Source organism: Streptomyces griseocarneus (assembly GCF_014655595.1).
GTDB lineage: Bacteria > Actinomycetota > Actinomycetes > Streptomycetales > Streptomycetaceae > Streptomyces > Streptomyces griseocarneus.
Window position 1 is genome coordinate 139,487 of record NZ_BNBL01000001.1, and the last position, 12,334, is coordinate 151,820.

The window sequence follows — 12,334 nt, forward strand, 5'->3', positions numbered from 1 at the left end:
TGGGTCCGACGCGAGGCGCCCTCGACGGGCGCTGCCCGCGTCAGGCGCATGGCACCACCGTATCCGCAACCCCCCGGGGACCGGGCCCCCGGACCGCCGAGTGGCCGCCCGGGCCCGGACGGCCCTTTCTTGTTGCGAACGATTCGCAATAAGCTCGGCCGATGATCAAGACTTGCGAACCGTCTTCCATGCCGACGTCCGCCGGGACTCCGACGCCCGCCGGGATGCTGACGCCCGCCGAAGCCGTGCGGGCCTGGGTGGCCGGCTGGTCGGTCTCCCGGGACGCCCCGGCCCCCGTCGAGGTGCCCGGCGGCTTCCGCATCGACGTGGGGCTGCCGGGGCACGTACGCCGCTACGTCCTTCCGGAGGCCGACCCGGCCGTCCTGCGCGACCTGATGGCGGCCGTCACCGAGCCGGGCACCTGGATCAAGGTCTGCGCCCCCGCCGGGCGCGTCACGCCGTCGCTCACGCCCCGGTGGGAGGTGCGCGACCCCGAATTCATGATGTCCACCACGCTGCGCCCGGCGGACGTGACCGCTCCCGACGGGTATGCGGTCCGCACCGTGACCGAGGGCGGCGTCACCGGGGCCGAGGTGATCGCCCCGGACGGCTCGGTCGCCGCGAGCGGCCGCACCGGCCGCACCGGGGCCGTGGCCGTCTTCGACCGGATCGCCACCGACGCCGCCCACCGTCGCCGGGGCCTGGGCAGCCTCGTGATGCGCGCCCTCTCCGCGGCCGCGCTGGAGCGGGGCGCGGAGCACGGCGTGCTCGTCGCCACGCGCGACGGCCTCGCGCTGTACGGCGCGCTGGGCTGGGACCTGCGGGCGACGGTCACGCCCTGTGTCCTCGACCCCGAGGACGGCGCATCCACGGGCGTCTGACGCCCCGCCACATGGCCGGGAATCGATCGCGCATGTCTGTTCGAGTTTCGTAACGAAGATCGGACACACGGTCACAGGCGCGGTTAGGATGATCGGTGTATTCCGCTTCCGGACGGGACGTCAGGACGCCGACCTGTCCCTCGCTCAGCTGTCGCTGGGTGGTTCCGCACCACATGTCCCCGTCGTCCAAGAGGAATTGATGTCACATCACATACCGGAGGTGGTGATCTGGTGTCTGGCCATCGCGTTGACCGCCGTATCGGTCCTGCTCGCGCGCCAGCGGACGATCACCACCGGAGTGCGCAGACGCGTCGACCAGCTGGAGGACAGCCTCAAGGCGCGTGACGAGGAGCTGGCCCACCTGGTCGGCGTCCGGCTGCCGGCCGTATCCGACGCCGTCAGCCAGGACGTCCCGCTGCCCGGCCCGCTCGACGACCGGCTCGCCGGCACCGCCTTCGCGCAGAACCTCCAGTCGGTGATGGACCTGTTCACCCAGGCCGTGGACAAGGCGCAGAGCCGGGCCGACCAGTCCGCCAAGGCCGCGCTCAAGGCGTCCATGCGCGCCCTGCAGGGCCTGGCCCACGAACAGCAGCTGGCCATCTCCGAGATGCAGGACCGGCACGACAACCCCGATGTGCTGCGGGACCTGCTGGAGATCGACCACGCCAACTCCCAGTTCGGGCGCCGGGCCCAGGCCATCGCCGTGCTCTGCGGCTCCTGGCCCGGCCGGCAGCGCGTGGCGTCCCAGCTCACCGACGTCGTCCGGGGCGCCACCTCGCGCATCCGCGACTACCGCCGCGTCCGGGTGCACAGCCACGCGGACATCGCCGTCGTCAGCCGGGCCGTGGAGCCCGTGGTGCTCGCCGTCGCCGAGCTCCTGGACAACGCCGCCCGCCACTCCCAGCCCAACACCACCGTCGAGGTCAGCATCCAGCCCGTGCACAACGGTGCCTGCGTCGTCATCGACGACGCGGGCGTGGGCATGGACGAGCAGGAGATCCAGCAGGCCACGGCCATGCTGACGGGCCGGCGGGTGGTGGACGTCTCCCGGCTCGGCGACCCGCCGCAGTTCGGCCACCCCGTCATCGGGGTGCTCGCCGCGCGCTACGGCTTCAGCGTCTCGGTCGACACCCGCTCCCCGTTCGGGGGCGTGCGGGCCGTGCTGTTCCTGCCCAGCGCGCTGCTGACCCAGCTCGACATCGACGGCCCGGGCACCACGCCGCTCGCGGCGCGGGGCGGCCGCGGCCGCGACGCCTCCGACCGGCCGCGCAGGCCCTCGCGCCCGCGCGCCGCCGGCCGCCATGCCGAGCGTACGCACGCGCCCCAGGCTCCCCAAGCACCCCAGGCGCCCCACGTCCCCGAGCCGCCCGCCAGGCCGGCGGGCGCCCCCGCCCCCGCGGCGGCGGGGGACACGGGCCCGCGCTTCCCCGGCACCGGTGAAGCGCCCGGCACCCCTGGAGCACCCGGCTTCCCGGACGCTCCCGTGGTCCCCGACTTCCCGCGCGTCCCCGAAGTCCCTGACTTCCCGCGCGTCCCCGAGGTCCTCGGCTTCCCGGACACCCCCGCGGCCTCCAGTCCCCCCGAGGCCCCCGGCGGCACCGACGCCCCGGGTGGCCCGCACGTCATCGGCTCCACCGCCGGTGGCCTGCCCAAGCGCCGCCGCCGGCAGCCCGGCGGCGGGCAGCGCAGCAGGCCCCCGGCGCCCGCGCCCACCGAGATGCCCAAGGAACGCACGGCGGAGGAGACCGCCCGGCGCATGGGCGCGTTCGCGCGCGGCACCCGTACCGGCCGCACCGGCAGTCACCAACTGCCGCCGCTGCCCCCGCCCGGAGACGGCCCGCAGGGCCCGCCGCCGCCCGTGCCGCCCTCCGGCCACGGCCCCGGTCACGGCCCCGGCCCGCGGCAGGGTCCGCCCCCGCCGCCCGGCTCCGTCCCCCCGCCCGGCCGGCGCCCCGGCCATGCCCCCGTAGAAGACGAAGGGAACCCGTACGCGTGAACGACCACATGACCAAAGAGCTGGGCTGGATGCTCGACGAGGTCGTCAAGATGCCGGAGGCCCGGCACGCCATCCTGCTCTCGGCCGACGGCATGCTGCGGGCCCACTCGCAGGGCATCCACCGCGACGAGGCCGAGCGCCAGGCGGCCGCCCTGTCCGGACTGCAGTCCATCAGCCGCTCCACCTCCGACTTCTGCACCCACCCCCAGCACCAGGACACCCCCTGGCGGCAGACGCTCGTGGAGTTCGCGCACGGCTACGTCTTCCTCATCGCGGCCGGCCCCGGCGCCTACCTCGCCGTCTCCGCGGGCGAGAACGTCGACATGGAGGCCGTCACCTACCGCATGCAGAAGACGGTCGACCGGCTCGGCAAGGAACTGACCAGCCCGCCGAGGCAGGACGGCTGGCAGGGCACGGGCCCGGCATGACCCCGCCGGCGCCCGGACGCGACAGAGGGCTGGTGCGCCCGTACGTCGTCACCGACGGCCGCTCCCACCCCACGCGCAACACCTTCGACCTGGTCACCCTGGTCATGGCGCACGACGACCGGCCGCTGGGCGGCCTCAGCCCGGAAAAGCGCGCCCTCATGGAACTCTGCCTGGGCGGCGCCCTGTCCGTGGCCGAGATCGCCGGCCACCTGATGCTGCCCGTCAGCGTCACCAAGGTGCTGCTCGGCGACCTCGTCGACAGCGGCCACCTCTCCACCCGGGCCCCCATCCCCTCGGCACAGCTGCCCGAGGCCCAGATCCTGCAGGAGGTGCTGGATGGACTCCGCGCTCGCCTCTGACCACGGCGCGTACGGTGCCCACCCCGACGGCGGCGTCTACCTGCGGCGGACCGTACGGACCGCCGCCAAGATCCTCATCGTCGGGCACTTCGCCGTCGGCAAGACCACCTTCGTCGGCTCGCTCTCGGAGATCCGGCCGCTGCGCACGGAGGAGACGATGACGCAGGCCGGCGCGCTCGTCGACGACCTCGCCGGCATCGAGGGCAAGACCACCACCACGGTCGCCATGGACTTCGGCCGGCTCACCCTCAGCGACAGCCTCGTCCTCTACCTGTTCGGCGCCCCCGGCCAGCAGCGCTTCACCCGGCTGTGGCAGGACATGACCCAGGGGGCGCTCGGCGCGCTCGTCCTCGCCGACACCCGGCGCCTCGAGCAGTCCTTCGACGTCATGGGCCTGCTGGAGGAGCACGGCCTGCCGTACGCGGTGGCCGTCAACCACTTCGACGGCGCCCCCTCGCACCCCGAGGAGGAGATCCGCGAGGCCCTCGACCTGCTCCCCGAGACCCCGCTGGTCACCTGCGACGCCCGCGACCGGATCTCCTCCACCCGCGCGCTGATCAGCCTCGTGGAGTACCTGCAGACCCGCACCGCCGCACAGGAGCACGTGTGACCCACCGCCCCGACGCCGGCCCCCCGCCGTCCGCCATGCCCTCGGCGGTCTGCCCGGCCCACCAGGGCCCCGGCACCCCGCTGTACGGGCCGGACTTCGCCGCCGACCCGCACGCCGTCTACGAGCGGCTGCGGGAGTACGGGCCGGCCGCCCCCGTCGAACTGGCCCCCCGCGTGCGCGCCACGCTGGTCACCGACTACCGGGCCGCCCTCCACGTGCTCCGCACCCCGGAGGCGTTCGTCAAGGACGCCCGCCACTGGCGGGCCTTCACCGAGGGCCGCGTCGAGGCCGACAACCCCGTCGTACCGATGATGGCCTACCGGCCCAACTGCCTGTTCTCCGACGGCGACGACCACCGCCGCTACCGGCAGGCCGTCGACGACAGCCTCGCCCGCATCGACCCCAACGCCCTGCGCGGCTACGTCGAGCGCAGCGCCGACAGCCTCATCGACCGCTTCACCGCGCTCGGCGAGGCCGACCTGCTCGGCTCGTACGCCAAGACCCTCCCGCTGCTGGTCTTCCAGCAGCTCTTCGGCTGCCCCACCGAGCTCGGCGACCGCCTCGTCGAGGGCTTCTCCGGCATCTTCGACGGCGTCGACGCCGAGCGCGCCGACGCGCTCATCACCAGCAGCCTCCAGGAACTCATCGCCCTCAAGCGCGAACGCCCCGGCGCGGACATGACCTCCTGGCTGATGGCCCACCCGGTCCAGCTCAGCGACGAGGAGATGCTCCACCAGCTCGTCGTCCTCATCGGCGCCGGCACCGAGCCCCAGCAGAACCTCATCGCCAACGCGCTGCGGCTGCTGCTGTCCGACGACCGCTTCGCCGGCGACCTGGCCGGCGGCAGCATGCCCGTCGAGGACGCCCTCGACGAGGTCCTCTGGCTCGACCCGCCGATGGCCAACTACGCCGTCCACTACCCCACCGCCGACCTCGACCTCGGCGGGGTGCCGCTGCGCGCCGGCGAGCCCGTCGTGGTGAGCTTCGCCGCCGCCAACACCGACCCCGCCCTGCACTCCGACCGCCGCACCGGCAACCGCGCCCACCTCGCCTGGAGCGCGGGCCCCCACCACTGCCCCGCCAAGGACCCGGCCCGGCTCATCGCGGCCGTCGCCGTCGAGAAGCTCCTCGACCGGCTCCCCGACCTGGAGCTGGCGGTGCCCGCCGAGCGCCTGGTGTGGCGGCCGGGCCCCTTCCACCGCGCCCTGACCGCGCTTCCCGTGCGCTTCCCGCCCGTCCCCGTGCCCGTACCGGCGCCCCAGCCCCCGCACACCGGCGGGCCCCACCCCCGGCCGGCCGCACAGCCGCCGGCCACGACCCCTGGAGCCAGACGATGGAACGCCCCACCTGCCCCGTCGCCATCGACCCCGCCGGCGCCGACATCCACGGCGAGGCCGCCCGCATCAGCGCCCGCGGCCCGGCGGTCCCCGTGGAGCTCCCTGGTGGCGTGGTGGCATGGGCGGTGACCAGTCAGCCGCTGCTCAAGCGGCTGCTCACCGACCCCCGCGTCTCCAAGGACCCGCGCCGGCACTGGCCCGCCTGGATCAACGGCGAGATCTCCCCCGAGTGGCCGCTGTACACCTGGGTGTCGGTGACGAACATGTTCACCGCCTACGGAAGCGAGCACAAGCGGCTGCGCACCCTCGTCGCCAAGGCCTTCACCGCCCGCCGCACCGCCGCGCTGCGCCCCCGGATCGAGGAGATGGCCACCGCCCTCCTCGACGGGCTCGCCGCCACCGCGCCCGGTGAGGTCGTCGACCTGCGCGAGGGCTACGCCTACCCCATCCCGATCCAGGTGATCTGCGAGCTGTTCGGCGTGGAGGACGAGGCCACCCGGGAGGGGCTGCGCCGCTGCGTCGACTCGATCTTCCACACCTCCGCCGACCCGGAGGAGGTCACCGCCACCTACACCGAGCTCTACGGCCTCCTCGGCGGCATCGTCGCCGCCAAGCGCGAGAAGCCCGGCGACGACATGACCAGCGTCCTGATCTCCGCCCGCGACGACGACGCCGAGACGCCGCTGAGCGAGCAGGAGCTCGTCGACACCCTGCTGCTGATGATCGGCGCCGGCCACGAGACCACCGTCAACCTCCTCGACAACGCCATCCACGCCCTGCTCACCCACCCCGAGCAGCTCGCCCTCGTCCGCGCGGGCAAGGCCGGCTGGCACGATGTGATCGAGGAGACACTGCGCCACCAGGCGCCCGTCGCCAGCCTCCCGCTGCGCTACGCCGCCGAGGACATCGAGCTCGACGGCGGCGTGACCCTGCGCCGGGGCGACGCGATCCTCGCCGCCTACGCCGCGGCCGGCCGCGACCGGGAGCTGTACGGCGACGACGGGGCCCGCTTCGATGTGACACGTACCACCAAGGACCACCTCTCCTTCGGGCACGGCGTCCACTTCTGCCTGGGCGCCCCGCTGGCCCGGCTGGAGGCGGAGGTCGCCCTGCCCGCCCTCTTCGAGCGCTTCCCGGACATGGCCCTGGCCGTGGAACAGGAGGAGCTCGTCCAGGTGGACTCCTTCATCTCCAACGGCCACCGGGCGCTGCCGGTCCTGCTGCGGCCCTGACGCCGTCGGTCCTGCCGCGGTCCTGCCGCGGACCTGCCGTGGTCCTGACGCCGCCGCTGCCGGGGCTGCTGTCGCGGCCCTGATGCTGCCCCTGCCGGTCCTTCCACGGCGCTGACCTGCCGCTGTCGTCCGGCCCCTTTACCCCGTCCCGGCACCGGCCGGGGCGGGTAAGGGTTCGTCTTAACGCCCCTTTAACGGATTCCGGCGCCGTCGGGTAGCCGGGTGGGCGTCATCGATACGGAACCCTTACGATCCTCTGCGTGTCCAAATTGACCGACCTGCCGAAACGGATCCTCATCGGCCGGGCGTTGCACAGCAACAAGCTGGGGGAGACCCTTCTCTCCAAGCGCATCGCCCTTCCCGTCTTCGCGTCCGACCCCCTCTCCTCCGTCGCGTACGCGCCGGGCGAGGTGCTGCTCGTCCTGTCCGTGGCAGGCGTGTCCGCCTACAACTTCAGCCCGTGGATCGCGCTCGCGGTCGTCGTGCTGATGTTCACGGTCGTCGCCTCCTACCGCCAGAACGTCCACGCCTACCCCTCCGGCGGCGGTGACTACGAGGTCGCCAACGTCAATCTGGGCCCGAAGGCCGGCCTCACCGTCGCCAGCGCCCTGCTCGTCGACTACGTCCTGACCGTCGCCGTCTCGATCTCCTCCGGCATCGAGAACCTCGGCTCCGCCGTCCCCTTCGTCATCGAGCACAAGACAATCTCGGCCGTCGCCGTGATCGTGCTGCTGACGCTGATGAACCTGCGCGGCGTCAAGGAGTCCGGCAAGCTCTTCGCGATCCCGACGTACGTCTTCGTCGGCGGCGTGTTCGTGATGATCGCCTGGGGCGCCTACCGCTCCTTCACGGGCGACACCATGAAGGCCCCCACCGCCGACTTCACCATCCACGCCGAGCACCAGGGCCTGGCCGGCTTCGCGCTGGTCTTCCTGCTGCTGCGGGCCTTCTCCTCCGGCTGTGCCGCCCTGACGGGCGTCGAGGCGATCAGCAACGGCGTCCCCGCCTTCCGCAAGCCGAAGTCGAAGAACGCCGCCACGACCCTGGCCCTGATGGGCGGCCTGGCCGTCACCATGTTCTGCGGCATCATCGCGCTGGCCATGGCCACCGACGTGCGGATGGCCGAGAACCCCGCCACCGACCTGCTCAAGAACGGCACGCCGGTCGGCGAGGACTACACCCAGAACCCGGTCATCTCGCAGGTGGCCGAGGCGGTCTTCGGCAACGGCTCGTTCCTCTTCATCGTGCTCGCCGCCGCCACCGCCCTCGTGCTGTTCCTGGCGGCCAACACCGCCTACAACGGCTTCCCGCTGCTCGGCTCGATCCTGGCCCAGGACCGCTACCTGCCGCGCCAGCTGCACACCCGCGGCGACCGGCTCGCGTTCTCCAACGGCATCGTCCTGCTCGCCGCGGCCGCCGCGATACTGGTCTACATCTACGGCGCGGACTCCACGAAGCTGATCCAGCTCTACATCGTCGGCGTCTTCGTCTCCTTCACCCTCAGCCAGACCGGCATGGTGCGGCACTGGAACCGCCTGCTGGCCGGCGAGACCGACCCGGCCAAGCGCCGCCACATGATCCGCTCCCGGGCGATCAACGCCTTCGGCGCCTTCTTCACCGGGCTGGTGCTCGTGGTCGTGCTGATCACGAAGTTCACCCACGGCGCCTGGGTGGCCCTGCTCGGCATGGTGATCTTCTACGCCACCATGACCGCCATCCGGAAGCACTACGACCGGGTCGCCGAGGAGATCGCCGCCGGCGACGAGCCCAGCGACGAGACCGTCCGCCCCTCCCGGGTGCACGCCATCGTCCTGGTCTCCAAGATCCACAAGCCCACGCTGCGGGCCCTGGCCTACTCCAAGCTGATGCGCTCCGACACCCTCGAGGCCCTGACCATCAGCGTCGACGCGGACGAGACCAAGGCCCTGCGCGAGGAGTGGACGCGGCGCGGCATCGACGTACCGCTGAAGGTCCTCGACTCGCCCTACCGCGAGATCACCCGGCCGGTCATCGACTACGTCAAGCGCCTCCGCAAGGAGAGCCCGCGCGACGTGATCAGCGTCTACATCCCCGAGTACGTCGTCGGCCACTGGTACGAGCACCTGCTGCACAACCAGAGCGCGCTGCGGCTCAAGGGCCGCCTGCTCTTCACGCCCGGCGTGATGGTCACCTCAGTGCCCTGGCAGCTGGACTCCTCCGAGGCCGCCAAGCAGCGCGCCCGCAAGCGCGCCGAGTGGAACGCCCCGGGTTCGGTGCGGCGCGGCCCGGTGACCGAGCCGAAGAAGGAGAAGGCGGCGACGAAGAAGTAGCGCCGTCGCCGGTGGGTCATCGACGGGGTGAGGTGGGACGTAGACTGGACGGCTGTCCCGCCTCACCCCGTTTGACGTATCTGGAGCCGACCCGCATGCACAAGGAATCGCAGGACTCGCTGGTCGGTCACGAGTACGAGGTCGAGGTCGGCCCGGTCGCCCACGGCGGTCACTGCGTCGCCCGCACCGAGTCCGGCCGGGTCCTCTTCGTCCGCCACGCCCTCCCCGGCGAGCGGGTGATCGCCCGGATCACCGAGGGCGAGTCGACCTCCCGCTTCCTGCGAGCGGACGCCGTGGAGATCCTCTCGGCCTCCAAGGACCGCGTCGAGGCGCCCTGCCCCTTCTCCGGCCCCGGCAAGTGCGGCGGCTGCGACTGGCAGCACGCCAAGCCCGGCGCCCAGCGCCGCTTCAAGGGCGAGGTCATCGCCGAACAGCTCCAGCGCCTCGCGGGCCTCACGCCCGAGGACGCGGGCTGGGACGGCACCGTGATGCCGGCCGAGGGCGACAAGCTCCCGGCGGGCGAGGTCCCCGCATGGCGCACCCGCGTGCAGTACGCCGTGGACGCCGAGGGCCACGCGGGCCTGCGCAAGCACCGCTCGCACGACGTCCAGGTCATCGACCACTGCATGATCGCCGCGCCGGGCGTGAGCGAGCTCGGCATCGAGAAGCGCGAGTGGCCGCAGATCGCCACGGTCGAGGCCATCGCGGCGAGCGGCTCCGCCGACCGCCAGGTGATCCTCACCCCGAAGCCGGGCGGCCGCCTGCCGATCGTGGAGCTGGACAAGCCGGTGTCGGTCATGCGCATCGGCGAGAAGGACAACCGCGTCCACCGCGTCCACGGCCGCCCCTTCGTCCGCGAGCGCGCCGACGAGCGCACCTACCGCGTCGGCGAGGGCGGCTTCTGGCAGGTCCACCCCCAGGCCGCCGACACCCTCGTCAAGGCCGTCATGCAGGGCCTGATGCCGCGCAAGGGCGACATGGCCCTCGACCTCTACTGCGGCGTGGGCCTCTTCGCCGGCTCCCTCGGCGAGCGCATCGGCGAGAAGGGCGCGGTCCTGGGCATCGAGTCCGGCAAGCGCGCGGTCGAGGACGCCCGCCACAACCTCCAGGACCTCGACCGCGTGCGCATCGAGCACGGCAAGGTCGAGGACGTCCTCCCCCGCACCGGCATCAACAGCGCCGACATCATCGTCCTCGACCCCCCGCGCGCCGGCGCCGGCAAGAAGACCGTCCGCCACCTCGCCTCCCTCGGCGCCCGCCGCATCGCCTACGTCGCCTGCGACCCGGCAGCCCTGGCCCGCGACCTGGCCTACTTCGCCGAAGAGGGCTACAAGCCGGTGAAGCTCCGGGCGTTCGACTTGTTCCCGATGACGCACCATGTGGAGTGCGTGGCGATTCTTAAGCCGGTGGGCAAGGACGCCTGAATGGCGCTCATTTGACGCTGGTCCTGATGGGACGTCAGCGTCTTCGCCGGCGCCTCCACGGCGTCGACGAGGCACCGGCAGACGGTGGTGAACCTGGTCGCCAGGGGGTGCCCCCGCTCCCGGTGCCGGGCGGCCAGCCGTTCGGTGAGGATGCGAAGGATGGGGGCGGGACAGAATGCTGGATGAGTCCGTGGCCTGAGACCCTCCGCTCTCGGCCTCATTGGCTCAATCGGCGTTCTATCCAAGCCGACGGGTGCCGGGCCACCCTGTGAGAAGTGACTGCGAAGTCAACTGGCTGAGTGCGGCGGGCGCTTGGGGGAGCCGGTGGCCTACGTTCCGATTCTCAAGGGCAAGGCGGGAGAGTTCCTGGCGCTTGAGCACACGACTCCTGAGGTCCGGTCCGGCATCCGTCCGGTTATGGAGATCGTGCCGGACCTCAGCCTTCGGGATTTGCTGGAGACTTTCTGCAAGCATGCCATGGAACGTGTGCCGAAAGGCATGGTGCTTACGGTCGATTGCGGTGCTCTTCCAGTGGAACGGGTCCTCGAAGGCGATTCGGGCGGGCCCATGATGCGGCTGGGCGAGTCGTTGGGCCAGAGGGGCGTACTCATGTGCCCTGTCGTCCGGGCGACCGATTCTGATGATGTCCTGTCCGAAGTGGCGTACGTGGCCGAACAACATCGGCAGGGGGTATGCCTGCGCGTCTCTGTGGCATCCGGCTCGGACAAGCCTGACCCGGACGAAAGGCTGATACGGCGCCTGCTCTGCGCCCTTCAGGCGGAGCCGGAGGAAGTCGATCTCCTGATAGACGCCGGATCGGTGCAGTCCGACGCTGACACGGATGTTCTGGCTGGGAGGGTCATAGAGAGGTCGCACGATCTTTTGCGCTGGCCGTGGCGGCATCAGTGTGTGGCTTCCGGCGCGTTCCCATTCAACCTCACTGGATTCCCCCGAGGGCAGACGACGGCCGTAGCCAGGAAGGATGCCCAGCTGTGGAAACGGGTTGTCGGACGCTGGGACGGGGAGCGGCCTGACTTCGGGGACTTCGGTGTCACCCACCCACGTATGCCGGTTCAGAGCCGCGGGACGCCAGACCCCAATATGCGCTACACGACGACTGACAACTGGCAGGTCTTCGTCTATCCACGGATCCGCTCCGGGAATGATGATTTCTTCACCCTTAGCCACGATCTGGTCTCTTCGCCTTACTGGCCGCCAACTGGTCCGCACACATCATGGGGTGATGCGCGGATTCATGAATGTGCACACCGGCAGCGGCCGAAGGCAGGCGGCGGTAGGGAGTGGCGGGCATGGGCAACGTCGCATCATCTGGCCGTGGTGACATCCAACCTGAGCTCGCACGGTCATCCTTGAATCCCTTACGCTTGCGAGGGCTCGCGTGCAGCCTTTCCCGCGGCTCCGCCGTCCCTGTTCTGTCACGGCGAGGTCAGCGTTCGGCAGTGCATGCCGCGCTGGGGGTTCCACCACGTGACCGTGCGGTCGGTCAGGCGCTGCCGGACGTGCTCGGCCACCTCGGGGATGCCTTCTGCGAGGGGGATGATCTGGATGGCTCCCTCCATGTGGAGTGCGTGGCGATCCTGAAGCCGGTGGGCAAGGAGGGCTGAGTGGCGCTCGATTCGCTCACAGCCATCAGCTCTTCACTCCTCGCACAGGTATTCTTGGGGGCACCTCACCATTGCGGCCCGACGGGCTTCCGCTCCGTCCGAGAGTGACGTACGGACATGCCCCCAGCCGCAC

11 protein-coding genes are annotated in these 12,334 nt (G+C 71.6%); 10 read left to right on the forward strand and 1 reads right to left on the reverse strand.

The window, feature by feature from the left end; all coding sequences use genetic code 11:
- The first annotated feature begins 161 nt into the window (after positions 1–161).
- The 10 genes from IE295_RS00595 (at position 162) to IE295_RS00640 (ending at position 11,950) form a co-directional block, all read left to right on the forward strand.
- Positions 162–881: a GNAT family N-acetyltransferase gene (locus IE295_RS00595; protein ID WP_224322927.1), complete on the forward strand. Its 720-nt coding sequence runs from the start codon at positions 162–164 to the stop codon at positions 879–881.
- Between the two features lie 199 nt (positions 882–1,080).
- Entirely contained in the window at positions 1,081–2,877 is a 1,797-nt protein-coding gene (locus IE295_RS34235) for an ATP-binding protein (RefSeq protein ID WP_308013097.1), read from the forward strand.
- Between the two features lie 8 nt (positions 2,878–2,885).
- A complete protein-coding gene (locus IE295_RS00605; protein ID WP_190062337.1) occupies positions 2,886–3,305 on the forward strand; it encodes a roadblock/LC7 domain-containing protein in 420 nt (139 codons plus the stop codon).
- Positions 3,302–3,664, forward strand: coding sequence for a DUF742 domain-containing protein (locus IE295_RS00610; RefSeq protein WP_179199089.1), 363 nt, complete (start codon positions 3,302–3,304; stop codon positions 3,662–3,664). The genes IE295_RS00605 and IE295_RS00610 overlap by 4 nt, the downstream gene beginning before the upstream one ends.
- Positions 3,642–4,274 (forward strand): GTP-binding protein, encoded by a 633-nt coding sequence (locus IE295_RS00615; RefSeq protein ID WP_190061401.1) that lies wholly within the window; start codon positions 3,642–3,644, stop codon positions 4,272–4,274. Before IE295_RS00610 ends, IE295_RS00615 begins: the two co-directional genes overlap by 23 nt.
- Positions 4,275–4,309: 35 nt before the next feature.
- Complete coding sequence (locus IE295_RS00620; RefSeq protein ID WP_224322971.1) at positions 4,310–5,740, forward strand: cytochrome P450; 1,431 nt, start codon at positions 4,310–4,312, stop codon at positions 5,738–5,740.
- The gene (locus IE295_RS00625) at positions 5,722–6,843 is read left to right on the forward strand and encodes a cytochrome P450 family protein (RefSeq protein ID WP_224322972.1); all 1,122 of its coding nucleotides are present in this window, start codon (positions 5,722–5,724) and stop codon (positions 6,841–6,843) included. Before IE295_RS00620 ends, IE295_RS00625 begins: the two co-directional genes overlap by 19 nt.
- A gap of 260 nt (positions 6,844–7,103) precedes the next feature.
- A complete protein-coding gene (locus IE295_RS00630) occupies positions 7,104–9,152 on the forward strand; it encodes an APC family permease (RefSeq protein WP_190061403.1) in 2,049 nt (682 codons plus the stop codon).
- A 95-nt stretch (positions 9,153–9,247) separates the two neighbouring features.
- Entirely contained in the window at positions 9,248–10,576 is a 1,329-nt protein-coding gene (locus IE295_RS00635; RefSeq protein WP_190061404.1) for a class I SAM-dependent RNA methyltransferase, read from the forward strand.
- Between the two features lie 324 nt (positions 10,577–10,900).
- Positions 10,901–11,950 carry a beta family protein gene (locus IE295_RS00640; RefSeq protein WP_190061405.1) on the forward strand — a complete coding sequence of 350 codons (1,050 nt, stop codon included), beginning with the start codon at positions 10,901–10,903 and terminating at the stop codon, positions 11,948–11,950.
- A gap of 62 nt (positions 11,951–12,012) precedes the next feature.
- Here IE295_RS00640 and IE295_RS00645 read toward each other — a convergent pair whose 3' ends face one another.
- Positions 12,013–12,156, reverse strand: a complete 144-nt coding sequence (locus tag IE295_RS00645) for a hypothetical protein (protein WP_190061406.1) — start codon at positions 12,154–12,156, stop codon at positions 12,013–12,015.
- Positions 12,157–12,334: the final 178 nt, after the last annotated feature.

Bases quoted from the DNA above. Each gene is read 5' to 3' on its own strand.
- IE295_RS34235 (WP_308013097.1), top strand. From the start codon at position 1,081: ATGTCACATCACATACCGGAGGTGGTGATCTGGTGTCTGGCCATCGCG.
- IE295_RS00635 (WP_190061404.1), top strand. From the start codon at position 9,248: ATGCACAAGGAATCGCAGGACTCGCTGGTCGGTCACGAGTACGAGGTC.
- IE295_RS00595 (WP_224322927.1), top strand. From the start codon at position 162: ATGATCAAGACTTGCGAACCGTCTTCCATGCCGACGTCCGCCGGGACT.
- IE295_RS00610 (WP_179199089.1), top strand. From the start codon at position 3,302: ATGACCCCGCCGGCGCCCGGACGCGACAGAGGGCTGGTGCGCCCGTAC.
- IE295_RS00615 (WP_190061401.1), top strand. From the start codon at position 3,642: ATGGACTCCGCGCTCGCCTCTGACCACGGCGCGTACGGTGCCCACCCC.
- IE295_RS00620 (WP_224322971.1), top strand. From the start codon at position 4,310: ATGCCCTCGGCGGTCTGCCCGGCCCACCAGGGCCCCGGCACCCCGCTG.
- IE295_RS00605 (WP_190062337.1), top strand. From the start codon at position 2,886: ATGACCAAAGAGCTGGGCTGGATGCTCGACGAGGTCGTCAAGATGCCG.
- IE295_RS00645 (WP_190061406.1), bottom strand. From the start codon at position 12,156: ATGGAGGGAGCCATCCAGATCATCCCCCTCGCAGAAGGCATCCCCGAG.